The sequence below is a fragment of the Pseudoalteromonas sp. M8 genome (assembly GCF_018141365.1).
Taxonomy (GTDB): domain Bacteria; phylum Pseudomonadota; class Gammaproteobacteria; order Enterobacterales; family Alteromonadaceae; genus Pseudoalteromonas.
In genome coordinates this window covers 191,974-216,469 of sequence record NZ_CP047239.1, presented here as the reverse complement: position 1 = coordinate 216,469, position 24,496 = coordinate 191,974, and the positions used below count along the sequence as shown (strand labels likewise).

General features: G+C 43.1%; 25 protein-coding genes. 11 read left to right on the top strand and 14 right to left on the bottom strand.

What is annotated here, in order from left to right; all coding sequences use genetic code 11:
- Nucleotides 1–55: 55 nt before the first annotated feature.
- A complete protein-coding gene (ykgO, locus tag GSF13_RS00880) occupies nt 56–196 on the bottom strand; it encodes a type B 50S ribosomal protein L36 (protein WP_010373066.1) in 141 nt (46 codons plus the stop codon).
- A 5-nt stretch (nt 197–201) separates the two neighbouring features.
- Nucleotides 202–459 carry a type B 50S ribosomal protein L31 gene (locus GSF13_RS00875; protein WP_010373063.1) on the bottom strand — a complete coding sequence of 86 codons (258 nt, stop codon included), beginning with the start codon at nt 457–459 and terminating at the stop codon, nt 202–204.
- Between the two features lie 457 nt (nt 460–916).
- On the opposite strand from GSF13_RS00875, the gene GSF13_RS00870 reads away from it, so the two are divergent.
- Nucleotides 917–1,171, top strand: a complete 255-nt coding sequence (locus GSF13_RS00870) for a hypothetical protein (RefSeq protein WP_010373062.1) — start codon at nt 917–919, stop codon at nt 1,169–1,171.
- A gap of 46 nt (nt 1,172–1,217) precedes the next feature.
- Here GSF13_RS00870 and GSF13_RS00865 read toward each other — a convergent pair whose 3' ends face one another.
- Complete coding sequence (locus GSF13_RS00865) at nt 1,218–1,871, bottom strand: DUF6058 family natural product biosynthesis protein (RefSeq protein ID WP_029215798.1); 654 nt, start codon at nt 1,869–1,871, stop codon at nt 1,218–1,220.
- A 174-nt stretch (nt 1,872–2,045) separates the two neighbouring features.
- Between GSF13_RS00865 and GSF13_RS00860 the strand changes: the two genes are divergently transcribed.
- The 5 genes from GSF13_RS00860 to GSF13_RS00840 all read left to right on the top strand — a co-directional run bounded on the left by GSF13_RS00860 (nt 2,046) and on the right by GSF13_RS00840 (nt 8,795).
- On the top strand, nt 2,046–2,960 hold the full coding sequence (locus GSF13_RS00860) for a dihydrodipicolinate synthase family protein (RefSeq protein WP_174169255.1): 915 nt from the start codon (nt 2,046–2,048) through the stop codon (nt 2,958–2,960).
- Nucleotides 2,961–3,015: 55 nt separating this feature from the next.
- On the top strand, nt 3,016–4,299 hold the full coding sequence (locus GSF13_RS00855) for a DEAD/DEAH box helicase (protein WP_010605367.1): 1,284 nt from the start codon (nt 3,016–3,018) through the stop codon (nt 4,297–4,299).
- 245 nt (nt 4,300–4,544) lie between these two features.
- Nucleotides 4,545–5,441 (top strand): helix-turn-helix domain-containing protein, encoded by an 897-nt coding sequence (locus tag GSF13_RS00850; RefSeq protein WP_206471952.1) that lies wholly within the window; start codon nt 4,545–4,547, stop codon nt 5,439–5,441.
- 131 nt (nt 5,442–5,572) lie between these two features.
- Nucleotides 5,573–7,360, top strand: a complete 1,788-nt coding sequence (locus tag GSF13_RS00845) for a CDC27 family protein (protein ID WP_249122655.1) — start codon at nt 5,573–5,575, stop codon at nt 7,358–7,360.
- A 238-nt stretch (nt 7,361–7,598) separates the two neighbouring features.
- Complete coding sequence (locus GSF13_RS00840) at nt 7,599–8,795, top strand: alpha/beta hydrolase-fold protein (RefSeq protein WP_211865655.1); 1,197 nt, start codon at nt 7,599–7,601, stop codon at nt 8,793–8,795.
- A gap of 68 nt (nt 8,796–8,863) precedes the next feature.
- Here the strand turns inward: GSF13_RS00840 and GSF13_RS00835 are convergent, their stop codons facing one another.
- The 3 genes from GSF13_RS00835 to zapE all read right to left on the bottom strand — a co-directional run bounded on the left by GSF13_RS00835 (nt 8,864) and on the right by zapE (nt 11,007).
- Nucleotides 8,864–9,295 carry a nuclear transport factor 2 family protein gene (locus tag GSF13_RS00835; protein WP_206471954.1) on the bottom strand — a complete coding sequence of 144 codons (432 nt, stop codon included), beginning with the start codon at nt 9,293–9,295 and terminating at the stop codon, nt 8,864–8,866.
- Between the two features lie 27 nt (nt 9,296–9,322).
- A complete protein-coding gene (locus GSF13_RS00830; RefSeq protein ID WP_174169251.1) occupies nt 9,323–9,811 on the bottom strand; it encodes a hypothetical protein in 489 nt (162 codons plus the stop codon).
- A 113-nt stretch (nt 9,812–9,924) separates the two neighbouring features.
- A complete protein-coding gene (gene zapE, locus GSF13_RS00825; protein WP_211865653.1) occupies nt 9,925–11,007 on the bottom strand; it encodes a cell division protein ZapE in 1,083 nt (360 codons plus the stop codon).
- A gap of 53 nt (nt 11,008–11,060) precedes the next feature.
- Here zapE and GSF13_RS00820 point away from each other — a divergent pair, with 53 nt between their 5' ends.
- From GSF13_RS00820 to GSF13_RS00810, 3 genes are read left to right on the top strand one after another with little or no spacing between them, the layout of a single operon-like run.
- On the top strand, nt 11,061–11,660 hold the full coding sequence (locus tag GSF13_RS00820; protein WP_211865651.1) for a Crp/Fnr family transcriptional regulator: 600 nt from the start codon (nt 11,061–11,063) through the stop codon (nt 11,658–11,660).
- A gap of 60 nt (nt 11,661–11,720) precedes the next feature.
- Nucleotides 11,721–12,356, top strand: coding sequence for a nitroreductase family protein (locus GSF13_RS00815; RefSeq protein ID WP_211865649.1), 636 nt, complete (start codon nt 11,721–11,723; stop codon nt 12,354–12,356).
- Nucleotides 12,357–12,358: 2 nt separating this feature from the next.
- The gene (locus GSF13_RS00810; protein WP_017216748.1) at nt 12,359–12,808 is read left to right on the top strand and encodes a DMT family transporter; all 450 of its coding nucleotides are present in this window, start codon (nt 12,359–12,361) and stop codon (nt 12,806–12,808) included.
- On the opposite strand, the gene GSF13_RS00805 is transcribed toward GSF13_RS00810, so the two are convergent.
- From GSF13_RS00805 to GSF13_RS00780, 6 genes are all read right to left on the bottom strand, one after another.
- A complete protein-coding gene (locus tag GSF13_RS00805) occupies nt 12,805–13,422 on the bottom strand; it encodes a glutathione S-transferase family protein (RefSeq protein ID WP_211865647.1) in 618 nt (205 codons plus the stop codon). The two genes, GSF13_RS00810 and GSF13_RS00805, sit on opposite strands and share 4 nt — an antisense overlap.
- Before the next feature lie 222 nt (nt 13,423–13,644).
- The gene (locus GSF13_RS00800; RefSeq protein ID WP_029215800.1) at nt 13,645–15,249 is read right to left on the bottom strand and encodes an AbgT family transporter; all 1,605 of its coding nucleotides are present in this window, start codon (nt 15,247–15,249) and stop codon (nt 13,645–13,647) included.
- Between the two features lie 124 nt (nt 15,250–15,373).
- The gene (locus tag GSF13_RS00795; protein ID WP_206471959.1) at nt 15,374–16,852 is read right to left on the bottom strand and encodes a deoxyribodipyrimidine photo-lyase; all 1,479 of its coding nucleotides are present in this window, start codon (nt 16,850–16,852) and stop codon (nt 15,374–15,376) included.
- Nucleotides 16,845–17,174 carry a hypothetical protein gene (locus GSF13_RS00790; RefSeq protein ID WP_211865639.1) on the bottom strand — a complete coding sequence of 110 codons (330 nt, stop codon included), beginning with the start codon at nt 17,172–17,174 and terminating at the stop codon, nt 16,845–16,847. Before GSF13_RS00790 ends, GSF13_RS00795 begins: the two co-directional genes overlap by 8 nt.
- On the bottom strand, nt 17,167–17,430 hold the full coding sequence (locus GSF13_RS00785; protein ID WP_010373027.1) for a DUF3081 family protein: 264 nt from the start codon (nt 17,428–17,430) through the stop codon (nt 17,167–17,169). The genes GSF13_RS00790 and GSF13_RS00785 overlap by 8 nt, the downstream gene beginning before the upstream one ends.
- 44 nt (nt 17,431–17,474) lie before the next feature.
- Complete coding sequence (locus GSF13_RS00780; protein ID WP_223193527.1) at nt 17,475–18,014, bottom strand: isochorismatase family protein; 540 nt, start codon at nt 18,012–18,014, stop codon at nt 17,475–17,477.
- Nucleotides 18,015–18,117: 103 nt separating this feature from the next.
- Between GSF13_RS00780 and GSF13_RS00775 the strand changes: the two genes are divergently transcribed.
- Entirely contained in the window at nt 18,118–19,071 is a 954-nt protein-coding gene (locus GSF13_RS00775) for a ribonuclease Z (protein WP_211865637.1), read from the top strand.
- Here GSF13_RS00775 and GSF13_RS00770 read toward each other — a convergent pair.
- The gene (locus GSF13_RS00770; protein ID WP_206471962.1) at nt 19,068–20,381 is read right to left on the bottom strand and encodes a DUF2252 family protein; all 1,314 of its coding nucleotides are present in this window, start codon (nt 20,379–20,381) and stop codon (nt 19,068–19,070) included. The genes GSF13_RS00775 and GSF13_RS00770 overlap by 4 nt on opposite strands.
- Before the next feature lie 3 nt (nt 20,382–20,384).
- Nucleotides 20,385–21,215, bottom strand: a complete 831-nt coding sequence (locus GSF13_RS00765) for a polyphosphate kinase (RefSeq protein ID WP_206471963.1) — start codon at nt 21,213–21,215, stop codon at nt 20,385–20,387.
- Between the two features lie 371 nt (nt 21,216–21,586).
- Between GSF13_RS00765 and GSF13_RS00760 the strand changes: the two genes are divergently transcribed.
- Nucleotides 21,587–24,490, top strand: a complete 2,904-nt coding sequence (locus GSF13_RS00760) for a hypothetical protein (RefSeq protein WP_211865635.1) — start codon at nt 21,587–21,589, stop codon at nt 24,488–24,490.
- Nucleotides 24,491–24,496: the final 6 nt, after the last annotated feature.

The window sequence follows — 24,496 nt, the reverse complement described above, 5'->3', positions numbered from 1 at the left end:
CCTTTTAGTTTAAAGGTGGGCAATGCCCACCTTTAAAACGTACTTATTTTGACCTTTAACGTTTCTTCTTCTTTTTACCTTGAACCGCTTTAAATCGCGGATTAGATTTACAAATTACGTAAACCCGACCGCGTCTTTTTACGACTTGGCACCCCGGTCTATTTTTAGCGCTTTTGAGTGAGCTCAGTACTTTCATCTGGTTTATCCTTTTTTAGTCGCAAGGTTCTTAAAGCGACGGTTAAATTGTGCAACTCGACCATCACTTGCCACCAACTTCTGTTTACCAGTGTAGAAAGGGTGAGATGCACTAGAGACGTCAATTGGGAAGTAAGGGTAAGTCTTACCATCTAGTTCAACGGTTCTGTCTGATTTAATGGTTGAACCAACAATAAAGTACTTATCAACCGATGTATCATGGAAGGCAACAAGTTGATAATCAGGGTGGATATTGGGTTTCACGACAACGACTCCTAAATAATGTGTTGTTATATTGTATCAATATAAATCAAATAAAAACTATTCTCAACAACTAATTTGTCGTTGCCGCTATTTAGCGCGATACGCCTAATTTGTCGACGCATGCGGAACTAAACTGAATGCATCTTGAGCAGTTGATTAAAAGGGGCTTACTTTCCTTAAAATTGCCTGATATAACTAGTTCTAGATAGTTTCTCAAGTAGTCATATTGGTGTTGACACCTAACCGGAATAGTAGCGAATAGACTTTTTTGGAATATAGCTATCGATGTAAGCCTGTTGGTTTGATAGATATGAGATAAAAGAGTGAGATCCAATTGAGGCTGGCTTAACGGTTAATAACCTTCACTAAATGAGAGAGGTCTAGCAAATAATTAAAACCTAGTACGTTCGCGAAAGTACTTTGTTCGCTAACGCAATACAGATATAGAGCATTTATTATGGATAAACATGCTGAGTTAGATAACTCAATTTTGGCTAAGCTTCACAGCAGCGATGACAGCGCGTTACAGCAAGAATTAGACACACTCTCTTGCACACATAGTGACATAGTGACACTACTGGCACAGTATCAAACGCTCAGTGAGCAAGATGATGAACTGTTCGATGCTTGGTACGACAGCTTATGTAAAGATCAGTTAAAGGTCTTAAAAGCATTTGAGATAATTCGTGCGCACATAGAACAGCAAATATAAATACGCATAGATTGTCTGGCGAAACGGTTGTGCGCCAGACTGCAGATTATTTGATTGATAAGTCGTACTTACTAATCAATTGGTCAATGTATCGAGTGCGTAGCGATTCTGTTTGCTCAGCTTGAGTATTGGCTGCCAATGCTTTGTTTAGTAGCTTCATGGCGCTATGTACTTGAATACGTTGCTCTGGGGCAATGCTGCTGGCGGTTCTTGCTTCTGTAATGTCGTCGATAATCGCGCGGCCTAGGTCAATATAAAGCGCTTCCTCTACGAGACCATTTTGGCTGATCACCCCATACTTGCCACATAAGAACTGTTGCCAAACTTGCTGTACATGCTCTGTAAGGTCATCACTAAAGCTTGGATCTTCGGTGTAAAAGCCTTTTTCAATACATTTCGTAAGTGCTTCACAGTAACGCTGTTGAAATAACTCAAATGCACTACTTGATTGATCTACTTTATGTTTAAGTAACAGTTGCCCCCAATTGAGTAGGCCTCGGGCATAAAAATCAGTATATTCTTCACATTCGTACAGGCCAAAGTACGAACTACACTTAATTTGATTTTGAATACTATAACTCGGATTTGGGAATAGGCTCATTTGTTGCCATTCTAAGAGCTGTTCTTCAGGTATCTTTAAGCTGCTGCTCAGCTCCAAAGTGGTATAAAAGTGCGTATTTAGAAAATGTGTCAGTCCCATAAAATTAAACTGGATAAATATACAGTGTTTTTGATTTTGCTGGATCTTTACGCAAATAACAAGCACTAAAGTTAAATTTCGTTAGATTTAACCGATTTACTCAGGTTTATGGGTCGGATCTCAGTCAGATTTATGGTAAAAATGGCTGTCAACTGGAAGAGTAATAGAAAGACCATGCATCAGATCCAATCAATAAAAAAAGCAAGCTTAATTACCGCTATTAAAACCCCTTACACAATGGCGGGTGAAATTGACTTAGATACTTACGACAAGCTAGTCGAAGCGCAAATCGCCGGCGGTGTCGATGGTATTGTTGTCGGTGGCACCACGGGTGAAGGCCAACTGATGAATTGGGAAGAGCACTTAATGCTCATTGCCCATTCTGCGAATAAGTTTGGCGATAAACTGCTGATTGTTGGTAACACTGGCAGCAATAACACCAGAGAAGCAAAAAAAGCGACTGAATATGGGTTTGCATCAGGTATGCACTGTGCATTACAAATAAACCCGTATTATGGTAAAACCTCAATTGCGGGTGTGAAGGCACACTTGAAAGAAGTCTTGGAAATCGGTCCTGGCTTTATTTACAACGTGCCTGGCAGAACGGGACAAGACATTACGCCTGATATCATTGAGCCGCTGGCCAGCCACAAGCATTTTGTTGGTATGAAAGAATGTGCGGGTGATGAGCGTATCGCACACTATGAAGCGAAAGGCATTGCGTGTTGGTCAGGTAACGATGATCAAGCCCACGATAGCCGTCATAACAGCCAATCTCATGGCGTTATTTCTGTTGCTTCAAACATTATTCCGGGCTTGTTCAGGCAATTGATGGACACGCCTAACCAAGCGCTTAACCAGTCTTTGCAACCGTTAATGAACTGGCTCTTTTGCGAACCAAATCCAATTGCTATCAATTCAGCTTTAATTATGACTGGCGCAGTCAAACCGGTATTTAGATTGCCTTATGTGCCACTGTCGCCAGCACAGCAAAAAGAGGGGATTGAACTCCTTTCTCAGTTAAAAGAAAGTGACTTTGTTGGCTCGACACCAAAATTAATTGACGAAACCTTGCTTAAGTTTTGTTAAAAGTCGGTTTGTCATTTATAATCTGCGACCGTTTTTGACTCGGTCGTAGGTTATTATGGCAACGTTTTCTTCATTTAGTTTCGCACAGCCTCTTTTAGATGCGCTGCAAGACATCAATTTTCATACATTAACGCCAATTCAACAGGCGGCTATCCCAGCTGTCCGTCAAGGTAGTGATGTGCTCGCAACAGCGCAAACTGGAACAGGGAAAACCGCAGCTTTTGCATTACCTATCATCCAAAAATTGCTTGAGGCTGAAGCACAGTCGACGCCAAGAGCGTTGATTTTGGCGCCAACGCGTGAGCTTGCCGAGCAAATCGCCAACAACTGTGCGACATTTGCTAAGTACACAGACTTAAAAGTGCAGGCACTGTTTGGCGGAGTTAACGCCAATGGCCAGGCTGAGCGCTTAAAGCAGGGCGTGGATATTTTAGTGGCAACCCCTGGACGCTTGTTAGATCATATCCGCCTAGGTAATGTCACGTTAAGTAACGTTAAACACTTAGTGTTAGATGAAGCTGACCGCATGTTAGATATGGGCTTTATCACCGACATGCAAAAAATCATTGAGCTGGTGGATAAGCAAAAGCAGCTATTGTTGTTTTCTGCAACTTTCCCGTCGGCAATGAAGCAGTTCGCGAAACAAGTGTTGGAACACCCTAAGTTAATCCAAGCGACGCCAGAAAATAGTACAGCCGACACGGTTCGCCACGTTGTTTATCCAGTTAAAGAAGAACGTAAGCGCGAGTTACTATCTGAGCTGATCGGGACCAAAAACTGGCAACAAGTGCTGGTGTTCGTCAATATGAAAGAAACCGCGGACAAGCTAGTTGAAGAGTTAAAGCTTGATGGTATAGATGCAAATGTATGTCATGGCGATAAAACTCAAGGCGCTCGTCGTCGCGCTTTAAGAGAGTTCACCGAAGGCAAAGTACGCGTTATGGTTGCAACCGAAGTCGCAGCTCGCGGATTGGATATCGTTGGCCTGCCACGCGTGGTTAACTACGATGTGCCTTATCTTGCCGAAGATTATGTTCACCGCATCGGAAGAACTGGTCGTGCAGGTCAGTTTGGTTATGCGATCACCTTTGTAAGCCGCGAAGAAGAATCTGACCTTATTCATATTGAGCAGTTAATCGAGCAGCAAATTTCACGCTATTATCTGCCGGGCTACGAAGTGGCAAATCGTGAAAGACTGGTTGAAACTATCCAGAAGAAACCCGCGCATCAACGTCGTAAGGCGCGGGTGAATAAGCCTTCGAATCAAGCAAGTGCAGAAGCGAGATTAAAAAACCGCTCTCGTATTGCAAATGTACGTAAGCAGCAAAAGAAGAAGTAAAATTGTTTTTTTGCTTTATTTACAACGCCAGCTAGCACGCTGGCGTTGTTGTTTTTAGCCAATGTGGCGTACAATAGCGAAAAATAATTATAAAAATACGGCTTGTGCTTCAGTCATTTCACATTGTTCCAGTTAATGTAATCCAACTCGCCTCTCTTGGGGCTTATCTCCTCGCAATGTTAATTTTTGCCAATCAACCACGCGCAAGAATGCTCGTCATCTATTTGTTATGTCAATGTGTGCTGATGACAACCAATTTTGCTGAAGAAGCGTTAGGGGCTAGAAGCTATTTACTTATCACGCCTGTATTTACCCTAGCTACTGGGCCTTTAGTCTATTTTCTGTTTAAAAATCTACTGCATGCTAATCGGGATAAGCAAGAGCGAAGATTAGTACATTTCTTACCTGTTTTGCTGGCGCTTCCATTTACTGAATACACCCAGCTTGTGATTGCGTTTGGCACTGTCAGTCAGTTGATTTATTTTGCTTTTACGGTGCAACTTGTTGGCTTTTACCAGCAAGCATCCGCGGAGATCAGAGCGGACGTCAACACGTGCGATTTACAATGGATAAGAACAACGGTTGTCTTGTTTGTGATCTTTGCTCTGGTGGATTTGGTTAGACTCAATATGCAAACATACAACGACATCAGCACTAAAGCACTCTGGTATTTTATTGACTTAGTTTGGTTACTTGCAATTAATCTTTACCTAGTTGTCAAAGTACACAATCAACCACACCTCGAAGATTCTATAACGCAAGCCCAAGAAATAACGTTCAATGAGGTGGACAAACAGTCAGAAGATCCAACCGAGATATTCAATGCAATTCATAACACGATTATGCAGCACTATTTATATCGACAGCCACGCCTGACTATTCACGACGTTGCTGAGGTTATTGGACTTGGGGTAAAGGATATCTCTTGGGCCATCAATACTTGTGGTGGTTACAACTTTAATGAGTATATCAATAGCCTGCGGGTCGATGAGGTAAAACAGCAACTACAGTGCGAAAAGCAAACAACGCCCAACTTGTTAGCGCTCGCAATGAATGCTGGGTTTAACTCAAAATCCTCGTTTAACAGTGTTTTTAAAAAGCAAACGGGTTACACTCCAAGTCAATTTTCAAAATTAATATAAGTATATTAAACAATTGCTTATGCTTAATTCTGAGTGTTTTTTAAAAGTCCTAGAAGTACAAAATCCTGATATTGCACGCTATATAAAGTCGTTATAGGTAATCTGGAGTTAAATCGATAACAAGGATAAAGATGATGTATTCAAGTTTTCTCACTCATGTGGCCACTTACCTGACTTTTAGTAGTTTGTTTATCGCGCAGCCTGCAAAGGCTGAACCTATTCGGGTGCTGACATCAACGAGCGAACAAGTGCATGTTGCACAGCAACTAGATGTTAAATCCCCAGTGGATTACCTAAATACACGGATCAACGCACTAGCGTTGGTACGTAGCAAAAATTGGCAGCAGGCGTTACCACAACTGCAAAAGCTTACTAAGTCGTATCAAGATGACGGAGACACTTGGTATCTATTGGGATTAACGCAAATACAATTAGCGCATTATGAGCAAGCTATCATTGCGCTGAAAAAGGCGTTGTCACTGGGTGTAAACCTAACCAATATTCCTACCGGTTCGCGCCCCTCAAATGACATTATGATAAAGATTGCAGGCGCGTATGCTGCACTAGGTAAAGTGGATGAAGCTAATCAGTGGCTGAGTAAGTCTTTGTCAGCGCGGTACGACGAACGCAGTAGCTTAGCAAATAAAGGCGTTTTCGACTCCATCAAAGATAATATGCAATTTCAGCGTCTTACAGGTAACTATAAAGACACTTCGCTCACTCGGGATCAGCAGTGGAATGCAGATTTAGATTTCTTACTCTCAGAAATTAAGCGGTTGCATGTTAACGAACAGGCAAGTAACAACCTGGATTTAATTACGTTGGCAAATAATTTGCGCTCAGATATACCCAAGTTAACTGATCAGCAAATTGTCTTCGGTATGATGCAAATGATAGGCGCGCTTGGTAACGGGCATAACTTTATCGTGCCGACCTTCGGAGAAAAAGGGAATTTCACTCGTTTGCCAGTGCAGTTTTATGCCTTTACCGATGGCCTTTACATTGTTGATGCTGAAGATGAGTTTAGTGATTTAATCGGCTATAAAGTCACAGCCTTTGCGAAAACACCAACCGCAGATGCAATGGCGAAAGTTGCCGAGATTAATCCGCGAGATAATGAAATGCAGCAGCTTTGGCTTGCGCCTTATTATCTCGCCATGCCCGAAGTACTCGCTGGACTAGAGTTGATCGATGCGTCAAATGAAGTGTCTATCACGGTAGAAAATGCGCAGAGCGCGCAAAAGACCATTCGCCTTAGTGGCCAATCATTCGAGTTTCGCGGCTTTCCGACTTTGCCAGAAAATCATCAAAAAAGCCCACAATATCTGCAAAACGTCAATAAACCTTATTGGTACGAAGTGGATAAAAGCAATGAGGTTTTGTACGTGCAATTTAATGCCGTTGCACAGATGAAAACGCAGTCGCTAGCGCAATTTAGTGCGGAGTTGATAGAGACAATAAAAGACGGTGAAGTAAATCACTTGGTGCTGGATTTACGACATAATAGTGGTGGCAATGGCTCCATCTTACCACCATTACTAAAGGCACTTATTTATTTTGAAGCGGCAAAGCCAGAAGGCAAGTTATTTGTAGTGATGGGACGTAATACCTTTTCTGCAGCGCAAAACCTCTTGACCAATATTGATAGCTTTACCAATGCCATATTGGTTGGAGAGCCAAGTGGTTCTCGGCCAAATCATATTGGTGAAGCTGGAAGGTTCCGTTTACCGTTCAGTGGGGTGTTTGGACTCGTTTCGTCGCAGTTTCACCAAACTTCTCGCGCAGAAGACCACCGTATTTGGATTGCTCCACATATGCCGGTATTGCCGGACTCTGCAAGCTACTTCAATGGTGTCGATCCCGCCATGAAAGCCATTTATAGTGTATTGGATAAAAACGTCGATGGTTTAGTTAAGTAACCATCGCGTAAGTGAACGCTTTTTAGGCCAAATCTTAAAAGGAAGTGGCAGAAATGGTAACTGCAGCAGCGTTATTGTTGTTTTCTTTGTGATTGCCGCCTTGCTGTATTTCTCCGTTTAAGTGTATGCGCTGACTATCTAAAAAGTAAGCTAGCAACAAGAGGGACATGGGGTGCTATCAATTCCTGAACCATTATGCTAGCTTTGTTAGTGAAATCAACTAAATGGAATAATAATAATGAGAATTGGTAAGGCAGTTCAGTGCTTGTTTGCTGTGACTTTAGCGGCTTTCTTTTCGGTAGCTGCGATGGCAGAGTCCGAAGAAAAGACAAAGCAAGAATATGAGCAACAAACAAAAACCTTGATGTCAAAAGTACTTGATGAAAAGAGAACTTTTACAATTCAACTACCCAAAAATTATCACACCAACCCCAATAAAAAATACCCTGTGATTTATCGCCTTGATGGTAAAGGCAACCTTCCGTTGATGACCGCTGTACTTGAGCGTTTGCAAGGAGCAAACGTTTCTGCCGCACCTGAAGTTATTATTGTTGCAATCGAAAATACAGACAGGTTAAGAGATCTTTATCCAACTAAGAATAAAGAGCCTGCAGGACCTATGGATATTGGCGGCGGGGCACCTAAGTTTTTAGAGTTTATCGAGACTGAACTTATTCCTTATGTGAACCAGACCTATCGCACTCATGATTTTAAAGTCATTGCAGGTGCATCTGCAGCGGGTACTTTTGCGCTTTATGCTTTGCAGGAAAAGCCTGAGCTATTTCAAGCGCATATTGCTTATAGCCCAGCGGTATGGTGGAACTTTGGCGCGACAGCAAAGAGTACCAAAGCATTTATTTCCAAAACGAAGCAGCTAAATAACTTTCTATATATCACAATTGGTGAGGAAGGTGGCGTGATGCGCGAAAGATACGATGATATGGCACGCTTTCTAGCAGCAAATCAACCACATGATTTGCGCTTTTTCAGTGAGGCTTACGACAATGTTCCTCATGGACTTGTGTCTGCAGCTGGTATGTTTAGCGCGTATCAAAAGCTGTTTTTGCCAACTCAAATGCCTGCTCGTGCGTATACCGGTGAATTGAGCTCTATTACTAAGTATTATCAACAACTGTCTGCTCAATATGGCGAGGTTTTTGAGCCACAGGAAGCAGTGATCAGAGAGCTTGGCTATTACCACGTAAGCATGGGTAACGTGAAAGAAGCAATTAAGTTGTTTAAGTTTGGCGTTTCACGCTATCCAAATAATGCAGATGCCTACAACGGCTTAGCATATGGCTATGAAACCGACAAACAATACCAAGCATCTTTACAGCAAGTAAACAAAGCGCTGGCATTGTCATCGAAGGGTGATGGTGGCTACGATGTCTTTGTTGCTCGTAAAGAGCGGCTAACTAAATTACTTGGTGAGTGATAATCAAAATGCGTAAATAGGCCACTTAGGTAATCGATGTGGTCTATTTTTTGAGTATTTATTGCCACTTAAAAATAGTGGCGAATACGCTTTATTTTTTCGCCGCTAAACTCAAACACTGTCATAAGCTTTTGCTTATTTTCTTTTTCATCCGTGTTACCTTGCTGATCAACGCAAGGATGTAGATACTCAACGGTCACCGCATTAAGGCCTTCAATGATGTTTGTGACTTCGATATCGCATTTTCCGTATTGGCCTAGATAGCTGAGTAAGCCTTTCTTATACTCTTCTTTTGACAATACGGCATTAAAGCGAGGGTGCTCGAATGAGGCATCTGGCGTTAAAAGCGTAAGTAGGTGAGTAACATCAGACTCTTTTGAATATTGGTGTTCAACGGCTTTTTGTGCCTCGAAGTAAGCGTTAACCTTGTTGCTCAGTGCTTCTGCGGAGCAAAGACTTGAAACCAGCATGAGTGGCAGCAGTGCATATCGAACTTTCATTATGATTTTCCTTAAATTATTGTTTTTTTACTCTGTATTGAATGCAACGTTTCGACCGGGAAATGCAAGTTTAGAAAATGGCCATGCCGTTTTTAACCAATGAGTAATTGTTTGATAGACTAGGTTATCCAATGTGATATCTTCTGCTCCTATCCATAGATAGACATCACAATCAAAATCTGAAGATTGTGGCGGATCGATATAGACACAACCGATATACTTTTCACTGTGTCTGGTGTAAACCGCATAGGCAAATGCCGCTCGCGACATAAATTCTTCCTTGTGGGTGGCTAAACTCGCAATGTTTTCCTCATAAGTCATAGTAGCTTTCGGCCAGTCTGAATTCGGACCAAATATGCCTTGCAAGCGTACTTGATTAGCCATCACCAGCTCATAATCTACTATCGCAATTTTCTCATTGAGCACGGTAAAAGAAAAATGGGATGTGCTAACCCTCGTTGGTGGCATAAAAGAGTCAGGAATAAAGGGCTGAGCTTGTTTTTGTTGATTAGTCACTGTCGCCAGTACTCTCTGACAAGGGAAACTTTTTCATAGAAACATACTTTTTATTATTATTTGCAGCAGGTTAGCACTCGTTTGTAATTTATACAATTATAAAAATTGTAAGCTCAGTAGGCGCTAAGAGACCAACTTTGCATTTCTGTCACTCGACTAATGCAGCGAGCGAAAGCAAATGCCAGTTGCTCACCTTGGTAGATTTGCGATATGGGCGCAGCGGCCAAAAAAACAACCGGTACTTTGGCTTCGTAACATTCATCGATAAGCGCAATCAGGCGTCTGGCCTCATCGTCGCCAATCCTAGGTTGCGTTGAGTTATTTGGGCGGATATAGCCTTCCTCAGTTCCTTGCGCTACATCTTTATTCTCTGGAGTAACACCCAGTAGCGGTAACTCTGAGATGAAAATACAGCTAAATTGATCTGCAAGCTCAATATAGTCATTGATTGCGCGAGGGCTTGAGCAGATCTCCATAAAATCAAAACATGCTACACTTTCATTTGCGCCAAGCACTTTAATTAGACGATGATTAATTTCAAGGATGCCCGGTTTGAATATGCCACCTACATTAGTAAAGGCGTTCCAAAATGCTTGTTTATCGTTGACGAAGTAGTGGTTTGCCGTTGTACCTTTGCTAAATCGATGGTCCGTCTCACCACATACAGATATGACATCGCAGTGACTTATAAGCAGCGCAATTGTTGGCTCAAAACGGTCTCTATGTAGTCCATCTTTGTATAACTCGGTTGGGTGGCAATTGGAGGTTGCAACTAAGGTCACGCCATCTTCAAAAAGGGCTTCAAACAATCTCGCCATAATAATGGCATCGCCAATATCGGTGACAAAAAATTCATCAAAACACAATAACGATGTTTGCTCTGCCCAATTTTGGGCGATGCGCTTTAAAGGATCTCTCACACCTTGAATTTGATTGAGCTCTTTATGCACCTGTTGCATAAAGTGATGAAAGTGTAGGCGAGTTTTGTCTGTGACGTCAGTGAATTCATAAAACCAATCCATCAGCATTGTCTTGCCACGCCCGACAGGGCCATAGAAATAGATGCCTTTATTCGAGTGACCACTAGCGAGTGAACGAGAAAGGGCATCTAAAGCTGAAATTGCAGCTTGCTGCGCTGCATCAGGAGTAAGATTTCCACATTCAATTTGTGCTTGGTAATGGCTAGAGATTGACATAGACACTGCAAATAGGAATAGTTAATCCGAATAATATCATAAAGCTATAACTCATGGATGCACTAACAAGATTAAAACAAGCAGTAGACGCCTATTACCCGCTTTCTCAAGACACCTGGTCCGCTATTGCTGCGATCACCAGCATCAAACTACTTGCGAAAGATGAGTGGCTTTACAAAGAAGGAGCGTATCTGACTACTTTTGCATTTTTACATCAAGGGTTAGTTAGATTAGTAAACACCAATACTGCTGGGCAGGAATACAATAAGCGTTTTTTTGTGGCGGGGGAGTTTCCTGGTGTGATGCATGCTCTACATCGCCAAGAGCCCGCCAATCAAGGGATCCAAGCGCTTGAAACATCACAGGTAGTCCTAATCAATTTCAAGCAGTTTAGAGCACTATTAATGGATAATCCGGAATTAATGCGATTTCAAATACTGTATCTTGAAAAGAACTGGTTGTTAGAAAAGGATAAGCGAGAGCTTTATATGGTGCAGTTAGATGCCACGGAGCGCTATCTCGCATTTTTAAAAGAGCAGCCAGAACTTGCTGAGCGTGTACCACAATACCATTTAGCGTCCCATCTTGGGATCACTCCTACACAGTTAAGCCGAATAAGAAAATCGTTAAAAAATTCAGGTTCGTTTACATAGGTAAATGAGCCAAGCTCTTCACCTTGTTAAAGTTGCCTCACACATAATGGAGAACAACTTATGAATACATCACAACTAGAATCGTTATTGAATTGGCGCTACGCCGTCCGCAAATTTTCTGAGCAAACCATTGCTCAGGACAAAGTAGATAAGTTAATCGAACTGACGGGGTTGAGTGCTTCAGCATTTGGCTTACAGCCTTATAAGATTATTCAAATATCCAAGCTATCGATGAAAAAAGCATTGCTACCGCATTCGTATGGGCAACAAAAAGTGCTTGATAATAGCCATCTATTAGTTTTTGCTGCGGATATGTCACCTTTAGATAGCCAAGTAGAGCGCTACATTCAAGACTTTAAGGCGAATCGAAACCTTGATGAGCTTGTCTATGCGCAGATGGAATTGGGTATGAAAGACGCGCTACACACCATGGACTTTGAGTCTCAATATAGCTGGTGTTCTGAGCAGGCTCACTTGGCCCTCGGTACATTACTACTGGTAGCCGCCAGTATGGAAATTGATGTTTGCCCAATGACCGGTATCGATAAGGTTGCCTACGATGACATCTTGGGTCTGTCATCCTTAAATTTACGCACGGTATTAATTGCGCCAATTGGCATTCGTGACAGCACGGATGTGAACGCGAATACAAGCAAAGTAAGGAAATCGAGAGACTTGCTGCATATTGAGGTGTGACGATGATTTTTGCCATATTAGCCGTTTTTGCAGGTGGTGCAATCGCGGTGCAGGCAAGCATGAATGCACAGCTTGGCGGTTTATTAAAAAGTCCGATATTGGCAGCTGGAGTGGCGTTTACCGTCAGCGCATTCTACGCCTTTATTGCCTTTCGGGTATCTGATAACGTGCTGCCAGCAACCTCAGAGCTAAAAGCGGTGCCTTGGTACTTGTGGTGTTTAGGTGGGGTGCTAAGTGCAACAGGGGTGGGACTCTGTTATTTTTTAATTCCTAAAATGGGTATAGGTAACCTAATGGCTTATTACTTGTGTGGTCAAATGGTGGTAGCTATGGTGATCGGTCAGCTTGGTCTCTTTGGTGTACCTTATACGCCTATTAACCTGCAAAAAGTCGTGGGTGTGATTGCTGTGCTGACCGGTATTGTACTTATTAACGTTAATCGTTCAGGCTAAAACTCAGCCATTTCTAAAGCTTTGCTAATAGCAGGTGTTGCCGAAATTTGGCGATAATAGCGGCGTAAATTCTTAAGCGAAGGCGTTTTTTCTAAAAATGTCTTCGCACGCTCACAAAGCATAAACAAATAGCTGTCGCACAGCGTAAATTGATTTGCAAACAGGTAATGATTGTCTGCAAGTAAGGTATCAATAATACCAAACCCTTCTTCTAATCGACCTTGCTGCGAGCGAATAAGGTCGTCATACATTAAAGCACTTTGGGTGTGTCGTTCTGGGTAGGTATACATCAATAAGTCGCTGTGAATAGAAGCGCTCATAAAATGCATCCATTGCAGGCACTGTGATTTTAGTTTTAGCTCAGTTGGGATAAGCTGCTTGTCGATGTGCTTTTCAGCAAGGTACTGAGAAATTGCAGCGCTTTCAAATAAGGTAAAGTCGTCGTCAACGAGGGCTGGTACTTGTCCGGCAGGGCTTAGTTTTAAGTATTGTGCACTACGGTTGGCGTTTTTTTTGATATCCACCAGTTCAAGTTGATAAGGCTCACCAATGAGTTCTAATAAAATATGAGGCGCAAGGCTCGCACTTTGTGGATAGTAAAAGAGTGTATACATAATTCACCTAATGTTAGGTCACGTGTATCACTCAGGAACAGGGCATAAAATAACAGTGATCACGTGAAGTTAGTTTAATACCAATGTAATAATTGCAATGTTATTGGTATCCAAAATCGGCTCCTTCTTCGCTGTCTCCTATTCAACCTTAGGTGAGGGTTGAGGTTTTCACAAATAAAAATGCCAGCAAATGCTGGCATTTAGATAATTTTAAAGTATTAGCTACGGATTGTAGTAGATAGGAGAGTTAGGTCCAACTGGTAGACCAAAGCCAAATACCCACACGTAGAATAGTGCTACCCAGCCTATAAAGAAGAACATGCTGTACGGCAACATAGTTGCTACTAATGTACCTATACCCATGTCTTTTTTGTATTTCGTCGCAACCGCTAATATCAAACCAAAGTAGCTCATCATGGGAGTGATAAGGTTAGTAACTGAATCTCCAATACGGTACGCTGCTTGAATGGTTTCCGGCGCATAGCCGATAAGCATAAGCATTGGAACGAATATCGGTGCCGTGACAGCCCATTGAGCTGATGATGAACCAAGGCTTAGGTTAACTAGTGCACACATGAATATAAACAGTACGAATACTTCAGGGCCAGTTAGGTTTAGCGCCTGCAATAGTGCTGCGCCATTTATTGCAAGGATTGTACCTAGGTTTGTCCACTTAAAGAATGCAACAAACTGAGCGGCAAAGAATACCAACACGATATACATGCCCATAGAGCTCATGCTTTTACTCATTGCATCAATAATGTCGCGGTCATTTTTCATGGTGCCAACCACACGGCCGTACACAAAACCCGGAATAGCAAAAGTAACAAAGATAAATACCACGATCCCTTTTAAAAATGGTGAGCCCGCTACCTCGCCTGTTACCGGATGACGTAAAATGCCATCTTCTGGCACTATGGTTAAGGCAAGTAAAATGCTTACTACGAGTAGTGATACGCCCGCCCATTTGAGGCCTGATTTTTCTTTTGCAGAAAGCTTCTCGATATTGTTTTCACTTAAATCAACGCTGGCTTCTTTAGGGTCGTATTTCCCTAAACGTGGCTCTACGATTTTCTCAGTGACTAAGGTTCCCACGATGGCAATTAGGAATACTGAAATCATCATGAAGTACCAGTTCGCTTCAGGTCCTACTTGGTAAGTTGGGTCAATCATCTGCGCAGCAGGCGTCGTAATACCAGCTAATAGCGGATCGATTGTGCCAAGCAATAGGTTTGCGCTGTAGCCACCAGATACGCCAGCAAATGCAGCGGCTAAACCGGCAAGCGGATGTCTACCGAGGCTATGGAAAATCATTGCGGCAAGCGGAATAAGTACAACGTAGCCAAGTTCTGATGCGGTGTTAGACAAGATAGCAGCAAATACAACCATGAACGTAACAAGGCGTTTTGAAGCGCCCATTACCATGCCGCGCATTGCAGCTGATAGCATACCTGAGTGTTCTGCAACACTAACCCCTAGTAATGCAACAAGTACGGTGCCAAGTGGTGCAAAGCCAGTAAAGTTAGTCACAAGACCAGTCACAATGCGTTGCAAACCCTCTGCACTCATTAAGCTTACGACTTCAATGACACCGTCGGGGTCGCGACCTGCGGAGCCTTCTGGGCGAGGATCGATGGCAGATAGCCCCATCCAATCGGCAATACCACTAAATACCACGATGGCGATACAAAACATTGCAAACAAAGTAATAGGGTGGGGAAGCATATTCCCTAAGAACTCAACAGTTGCCAAGAAGCGATTGAATAATCCCCCTTTTTGCCCCTGTTGGTCCTGACTATCAGCTTGCGTCTCTACAGCATTTGACATAGCTAAATTCTCAGTTCCAAAAAATGGCGCAACCTTAGCATTTTTTTTACATGAGATCATGCTTAAGCGGCTATTTGTCCTCTTTTTAGGGTGAAAGGCGGAACATTGTGCAAAAACGGATCAGTTAGAATAGCTTAAGCTGATTTTTATCAGAACTTGCTTGTTTTTTGCGTCCACGACTTGAGCGACGCCTTGAAGCGTGAGTATGAAGCACTCTGCCTGTTTCATCTTTATCTAGATGTTGCTTATAAAATGCGGAGATTTTTTCACGGGCAATTTTTGCTGCGTCATCGGGTAATATAGCAGGGCGCTGATATTGGTCTTCTTTTAAGCTGGTATAAAACCAAGGTGTATGCAAGTAATGCGTTGGAACGTGATTAAGCTCAGGAATGTAGCGGCGAATAAATTGGCCTTCTGGATCATATTTTAGCCCCTGCGTTATGGGGTTATAGATGCGAAACGGATTTATCCCAGTAGTGCCTGACTGCATTTGTACCTGAGGATAGTGGATCCCAGGTTCATAATCTATAAATAGAGTGGCAAGTCTTGCTGCTGGTTGTTTCCAATCAAGCCATAGATGATAGCTTGAAAACGCCATCAACATTGCGCGCATGCGAAAGTTTATCCAGCCTGTGGCGATCAGCATTCGCATACAGGCATCAATAAAGGGGACGCCCGTGTTGCCGTGAGCCCAAAGTTCATAACGTTGCGTATTAAATTCACTCGCACGCATATCAATTAAGGATGCATGCACAGCGCGCTCAGCATAAAGCGGTTCTGATTCGAGCTTTTGCACAAAGTGGCTATGCCAGTAAAGCCGTGATAAGAAACCGCTCTTATTGCGTTTTGAGTCAACATTTAATTCAAGAGTTTGTTGTAACACATCCCTGAGGCTTAGCACGCCATAGGCCAAATACGGACTGAGTCTGGAGCTACTGGTTACGGCTTTTACCGGGCTTGAGATACCAAATAAATAGTTGTCTATCCTATGATTAAAAAAGCTATTCAAGGTTTGCTGCGCGGCTTTGAGTCCACCTAATTGTGGCTTTGGGGCTGAGTTGCTGTCATTCCCAGGGTAGTCATTTAAAAGTGCAATACCACTATGCTGTTGCAGCAGTGGATTGATTTTTGAAGGCGTTGGTAGGCAGTCGCTTTGCAGCCAGTCCTCGGCTTGCTGTTGCCACTTATCACGATTAATTTTTCCCCTAAATACGGCTTGTTGGCGATATTCTTCATACGATACGTGTCGTTCTTTGCACCAGGCAATAACACGCAAATCGCGCTCAAATGTCCATGTATTCCCCGTTTCTTGATGGCAATAAAGGGTTGCGATCGCGATGTGCTGATGGATCTTTTCAAGTATTTCAATGATATCACCCTGGCGAATCGTCAGCGTGCCACCTAAAAGCTGCAGCTGCTCTGCAAGGCTTAGCAGCGACTCCTTCAAAAATTGAAATTGTCTTTCGCTGGTATCGGGGAGCTGCCAGTATTCAGGTTCGATAACATACAATATCAGGGTTGGTCTGCCATTATTACACGCTTCGTAAAGTGGTCTATGGTCGGACACTCTTAAGTCACGTTTGAGCCAAACGAGGTTAATCATCTAACACACCCTTAAACAATAAAGGGTAGCGGCGTAGGCGTTTTCCTATGTAGTCGTCGGCGAGGATCTGCTGGCAAATTCGCTCTACATCATCGTCCACCGCAAACACCCAATCAAAGCGCTCAATGGCGAGCAAAAAGCCACGTTTTAAAAAGCGTTGCTGGCGAAATTCATCGCAGTTCTGTTTGATTATCTTGAGTTTACTTGGATTTTCCCTGAGCGCTTCGACGACCTTACTTACATATGCGCGGGTTTGTTTGCTTTCAGGGTGGGGACGTCTAACGCGACGTCCTCGGTTGGTATTTGGATATAAGCTACTCATTCGCCTCTTTAAAAATGTAATCTAGCTTCTTAATAAAATCGTCTTTGTGCTTATCTTGTTCATAATCCAAGTGATAAGTATTATGAAACCCAGAGCGCAGTAACACGCCACTGCCTTGCAGGTATATGGTGTAACCATCTGGATCTGAATAGGCCACTATGCCCTCATAGCGTTTACCTTCTTCGGTTACTTCACCGTGCTTTTGAATATGCTCGAACACCGTTAACAAGAACTTGCTATCTAATTCATTTTTCATTGTTCACCTCGATACTTGGAATACGCTTTCACTGTGATAGCCGATCACTTAACTAACGCTGAAATTGCCTTAAATTGCTCATTCTTGGCCGATTTTAGCCACTGAAATAAAATAGACTCTAAAGCCAAAAAGCGTGCGCCATCTGCCTGCATCTGCATTAGCGCCCAATCTGTGTGTTTTGGATTACGTGAGCAAATACCATCGGCAACTATCACAACGTTGAAATTGTCCGCAAGCAGGTCATTGACGGTTTGTTGTACACAGATATGACTTTCGAGGCCAACCACGACGATGGTGTCGCGTTTATATTCTTGAATAGCTTGCTTGCAAGATTCAACGTGGTAGGCACTAAACGCGGTTTTTTCGATAACCGGGAGATTAAATTCAAGTAAACTCGGTGCTGTATGGCCAAGCCCTTTGGGATATTGCTCAAAAATCAGTGCAGGAACAGACAAATGTTCTGCAGCTTGTAGCAGGGTGGTTACTTGGCGCTCGATATCGCCAAATACCTCAATATGAGGACGAAATTTTTCTTGAATATCGATCACTAAGATCATGCTGTCCGAAGGTATCAAATTCATCATCTTCTCCTTAGAGATTACGTTGCAAGGCGAGCACGCGCGCTTCGCTAATACGTTATTTATTCGTTACAATGGTATACCCACTTAAAAAGTAAACGGTTTTGGCGTGAAAGTACATTTTCTTGGCACTTCTTCAGGTAGCCCATCTAAACAACGTAATATGTCGGCAGCGGCAGTAAGCTTTGAAAATACCAAAGCCTGGGTACTAATTGACTGCGCCGAAGCAACCCAGCATGCGCTGCTGCACAGTGAGTTAACCCTATATCATCTCGAAGCGATTTGTATTACCCATCTTCATGGGGATCATTGCTATGGATTACCCGGACTCATTTCATCCATGGCATTAAACTCTCGCAAAGCGCCGCTAAAATTAATTGCGCCGAGGGCCGTTATTCAGTTTGTGCAAAGCTGTTTTACACTGACAGAGGTGAGACTAAGTTTTGACTTAATCACCATCGCCCTTGAAGAAATAAACGATAAGCTACAGCTTGAATGTTGCGATATCGAAACCATAGCGCTACAACACAGAGTGCCCAGTGTTGGCTATAAGCTCACGGAAAAATGTATTCCTCGCAAGTTAAAAATAGATAAACTTCAGCAAGATGGCATTGCGTCTGGCGGCCACTACAACCTGTTGCAAAAGGGTCAAGACGTAGAATACCAAGGCCGACTTTTAACCTCAGATGACTACAGTTTTTATAGTTGGCAACCTCGAGTTGTAATAATTTGTGGTGATAACGAAAAGCCCGGCTTGCTATCGCAGATGATAAAAGGGGTCGATTTGCTTGTTCATGAAGCTACCTTTACCGCTGCTGATCTTCATAAAGTAGGTTTTCATACAGGACATAGCGATGCCAAGCGCATCGCTCAATTTGCACAATTACATCAAGTGCCGATGCTCGCGCTCACTCATTTTAGCGTGCGCTATCATGGCGAGGGCATGCTGCAGCCTCTTATTGAAGAGGCCAAGTTGCACTTTAGCAATGCACTCATCATTGCAGAGGATGGTCTGATTGTAGACATTCCAAAGCAAAAGCAAGTTGAGTGTGTAACAGCTTAGCTCTGGGATTGCTCGCAAAACCAACGCCAATCGGCTACGACTTGCTCGCTGTAATGACTGGCCGATTTGACCAATTCATCGATGAGACTAGGCAAAATGGCTACGGCATCCTCTTGAAATTGTAAGGAGCGTCTATCTGCTCGCATATGTGAAAGGGCAAGTGCTTCACCGCAAGCCTCTGCATATTGGCTAAAGCCCGACTTAGTCGCTGCACGTTTACCGATGGTGATGTCTTCTGGGTCTATACCAACGCGAGCATGATGGCGCGAGCGTACCAGCCAGTGACTGCCTTGCCACAGTGCATTATCTAAAATGAGATCGGTACGGCGCTGCATTTTTCTTTGACTGTTGACGGTTAAGTGTGCGGGATCTAAGCGATTCACAGGGCTTAAACTTGCAAAGTAAGCAAGAGGCGAAGCGAGTTGCTGTTGTTTTACCTCCACAATGTGGCATAGCGGCAAAATATCTTTAGTGGGCTTTTGTACGTTTGGGCCAACCAACAAATAATATCTGCTCAGATGCAATGAGCCTGTGCCTTGGTCGATACGCTCAACACAATCTAAAATTTCGTCATCAACATAGGGCGCGAAGTGATGAATAAGGTTTTCTTTTAAATCGGGGTCAAGTTGCTTAAACTTCAGTTTGTCTTCGCGAAAACGTAGCGGCTTAATGCTGAGGTCGATTTCCTTTGCGAGCGTGCTTTTTATCGTAAACGCGGCGCCACCCGCCATTCTTTGCAACCCTTTTTGCCATCGTTTATGCAGTATATGATTATTATCAAATTCGGTTAAGCCTGTGTTGCTATCGACCTTATGCTCCAGCGACAACTGACAGGCTTTTAGGTAACTGTGTAAAAAGTCCAATTGTGCTTGGGCAACTAGCTCTTTACTGACCAAAGGTTTACTTCGGTCTTTAATATCCTGAGCTTGCTCTTGAATACGCCCACCTTCTAGTTGGGTAAGCGGTAAACTCACTAAAAAGCGAAACAGGTCCCATACAGCGTGTCCGACGCAGGCGTCATCGAAGTCATTAGGTTCAAAAATTAGGGTATCGCCGTGGCTGCCTTCTTCACTATGAAAGCCAAAATTGCCCGTATGACAATCGCCCATTACGTAGGTGAGTGGCAGGCTGGTGGCCGCTTCAGGTAACTGTAATTGTTGCTCCAGTAAGTCCTTATACATAAGCGCGGCACTACCACGGAAAAACCGAAATGGACTGAGTCTCATTTTGTCGAATTTACTGCACTCATTGCTTACGTGAATGCCTTCACGCTCATTAAAGTAAGATGCAAGATAGTCGTGACGATTCATGGATTAGTCCTCCCTTTGAATAATACCCAATTGAGATTTTGCCAGTTTTACAACGGCTTTATCGATAGGTGGGGGACTAGTATCAACCCCCTTACTTAGTGCTTCGACAATGGTTTTCATCACTTGTACGCGGGCATACCATTTATGTTCCGCGAGGATCAAATGCCATCCCGCTAAATTTGTATCGGTTTTAGCAAACATATTATCAATTGCTTGCTCATAATCTTGTCGCTTTTGGCGGTTGCGAATATCTTCTTCCGTTAGTTTCCAGCGCTTATACGGATTATTTAAACGCTCTGTAAAGCGCTTGAGCTGTTCATCTTCGCTAATGTGTAAAAATAGCTTAACAATGCGGACGTTATCATCTGTTAGCAGACGCTCAAATTCATTGATTTCTTGATAGGCGCGGTGCCACTCTTGCTCACTAGCAAACCCTTCAACCCGTTCTACCAACACTCGGCCGTAATATGAACGGTCAAAAATAGTCATAGTACCCCGAGGAGGTAGCTTAGTTTGAAACCGATAAAGGTAATGCCGGCCTTGTTCCTCAGGCGTTGGTTTTGCGATTGGGTAGACCTTAACGCCGCGCGGATCGAGCTGTTCTGTCATGCGGCGAATAGCGCCTCCTTTACCAGCCGCATCCCAGCCTTCAAACACTAAAATAGCGCGCTTCCCTTGATGAAAATAGGCTTGTTGCACATGTAATAGCTGGGTTTGCCAGTACTTTAACTCGCTTTTGTAGTGTTTTTTTGAATCAATAGCAGGATGTGTCATGGGAGGCTTAACACTTAGCCCGCGATTTAGCGCCTTTATTTCTGATACATAACTGGTCATGCTAACTCCTTTAATCGCCTTTGGTTAAGTTGGCCCCGTTGTTGTCAAAGTGCTGTTCAACGCGAAAATATTACCGCACCAACTAACTTTTGAGCGTGTTAGAGTAACCTAGAGTAAACTCTACAGGGACTTTTTGACAATGATATGTCATACCATTTTGTCTTACACTTCCTTAATTTGAGGGAGCTAATCGGGCGCTAACGGCGTTAAAAACTTCTCATCATTTAGAACAGGCAAATAGCAAAATTTTTCCTTGATTGAATAACTGACTCCATCAGTATAAAATCTACCCCGAATAATATCTCGCGCTCATTGATGAGTAGCAAATTGCATTGATGAGGAACAACCGGAATAAACAAGGAAGGATTGGCATGAAGCCTTTTGACAAATGGCCTGCGCTTATGCAAGACGCACAGCAAGGTACATTCGATGATTCACTTTTTCAGTCAGATTCAGACGTAAAAAATTCGGCACAACCAACCAGATTGCCGATGGCTAAAGTGCCCACCATCATTCTTAAAGCACTTAACCCCCATCACACCGACTATATTCGTATTGACCCAAAAGAAGCTCGTTACTGGCATGGTGGACTTCATCACCATGACGATAGACAACTACTTGTTATTTCAAATAACCAAGCACAACGTCTCAAAACGGTTTCTCAAGGCAATATAAAGGAGATCTTTGCGTTTATTAAAAAGTCAGCGCTTGAGGCTAAAGTGGAAGGTCAGTTCGGTTCTGGTGGCAGTAAAGGCTTCTCGGGTGGGGCGGGAGAGTTAAGCCAAAACGGTGCACATTTAGGTGCCGCAGCTAAATATGCTGCTACAAGCGATTACTCAAAAAATGATGGTGTGGGCTTCAATAGTAGCCAAGGAGCAGGTACAACGCGCCTGTCAATGGGTAAGAGTAACGCTGGCATTCAAAAAACACCCACTAAGCTAGAAAGTACAGCACAACCCATAGATACTATTGCGCCATCTGTCATTATTGGTCAACCTAATCCAAAGCAAATCGTAAAACTAGAGCAAAACCAAGCCACTAAAAGACGTTTTGCAAATCATGTATTAGGGCCGGGAGAAACTGCCGCGAGTGTTGTCGAGCAGTATACTGGCACACCAAATGAAAGCCGTATATATGGCTTCAACCATCCTCAGTTTACTATAAAAAATCCTCCCAAAGCGGGTGATAAAGTCAGGGTGAATACCGGCTTTGACGTACTAGTTAAAGGACAATTCTATAATAGCAACAGCGTTAACCTAATCTGGAAAGGGCCAACGTCGGGTTCAAAATCAGCCATATTGGAGCAAGTGAATGGCAACTACATACCAGACAGAGGTTATGATTGGGAGTTGGCGCTACCGCTTGTGGCGGGGGAATACACATTAACCGCTGAAGCCGGAGGTGCGACGCACTCCGTGAGTTTTTCGGTTGAAGAATCTGAAGACCAACAGGAAATTATTGATTTTATATATATTCCAGAAGATAACAGCTTTATAGCGGTCACGCAGTCACTTGCCGATATTTTAGAGCAAGAAATGGAAGTACTTAACCCTCCCATGGAGCAGCTAAAGCAAGCGCTGGCTGGACAACAAGACCTCTCGAAGCAAGATGATAAAGTAATTGACGCAAAAAAGGCGTTAAACGAGACCCTAAAACCACTTGTTTCAGGCCCTACCGCTAATAAAATTACCGAAGTCATTGGCTTTAAAGGCCGAAAGTATACCTATGTGCGCAGTGATAAAATCGCCAATCATACTAGACGCTATAAAATTGATACGGACATTCGAAACGGTCGTCGTTTTAGCGATGCGAATGGCAACTTAGACCGTAGCAAACTGAACAAAGCGCTTAAAAATGATTTGAGCAAGCTAAAGGTCAATTTTAAGTATGATAAGAAGCTTGTCGACACGTATACAACCATATGGGGCGAATGGGCTAGGGAGCTAAATGAAGATCTAAAGATAAAAAGGTTTGAAAAAAGCGACTATTTTGATGCCAGTGCAGAGGCGCGATTAATGCGCTATACCCATGGTGCAGGCATTGCTGCAAACTTTAGCCCAAAGGATGGTGTCTTTTCATTTCAAGCTGATGCCAAAGTCGATTTTGCAGTCGGTGAAGCAAAAGCTGCAATGAGTGGTTACTACCCTAATAAAAATGGGTATGAATTTAAGTTTATGATGCCACTTAAAAATACGACCAAAGAGCGTGAGATAAACTTAGGCGCGATCCGATTAAATGCGACCATTGCCCTTTTTGGCTATGCAGGAGCGAAATTACAAGCGGCGGCAAATGTAGGCTGTACAGTAAAGCAAGGTAAAATGATGCTTGAGGGATTAACCCCTGAACAAGTAAAAGCACTTAGCCGCGCCGATCGCAAGTTTGAACCTGTAAAAGGCGAGCTGAGCGCATTTGCTGGGGTATCCGCAGGCTGTGAGTTAACAGGTGCTTTGCAATGGGATAACCCAGAAAAATCTGGTAAATCTAGTTTTTGTGATTTAGCTAAACTAGGTGGAAAGGCAGAAGGCGCATTTGGCGCCGGTGCACACGCCGGGTGTTTTATTGGTTATGAAGACGGAAGGTTTATACTTCGCGCGAAATTGGGACTTATCTGGGGCGTAGGTGCTGGTGGAGAATTAGTCTGTGAGATAGGTGTAGATGAAATTGTCACGCTTGCCCAATTTGTTTATCACCAGCTTAAAAATAATGATTATGATTACCTTGAATTTATCCAAGAAGATGCTTTTAAAGTATTATACAAAGCAGTATCTATGCACATAGCAACAGGTGATGAAATTATTAATTTCGTAGGTTCTAGTGTTCGTCAAGTCGATACATGGTGGCGAGGAACTGTTTTAATCCATGAGCGCGCGAAAGATATGATGGATAATATTCTACAAAAGCCCGAAATGTTAAAATTTACGGTGCCTGAAGCTAAGGGAGCAATGCTAAATTTACTTGCTAATCCAAATTTAGCGAATTTAATTGACTCTGATGCATACAGCTGGTCCGGCTTAAATGAGCGACGTGAAAATGCGATTATTATTGTACTTAAGCATATTCTTTGCACAGAGGAATTAGACGAAGTATTGCAGCATATGGGAGAGGGCGGTGAAAAATGCAGCCGAGAAGAGGGATTATCTCAGCTTAATAGTATTTTAGAAGGCGCTCAGCAGCATGAATTTGATGCATGGCGACGCAAACTACCAAGTCGAGCACGCTCCGGTTCGGTTGCCGTCGCGATGCTTAATATTAGTCCATTTGTAGCACTTGCATAACAGCGT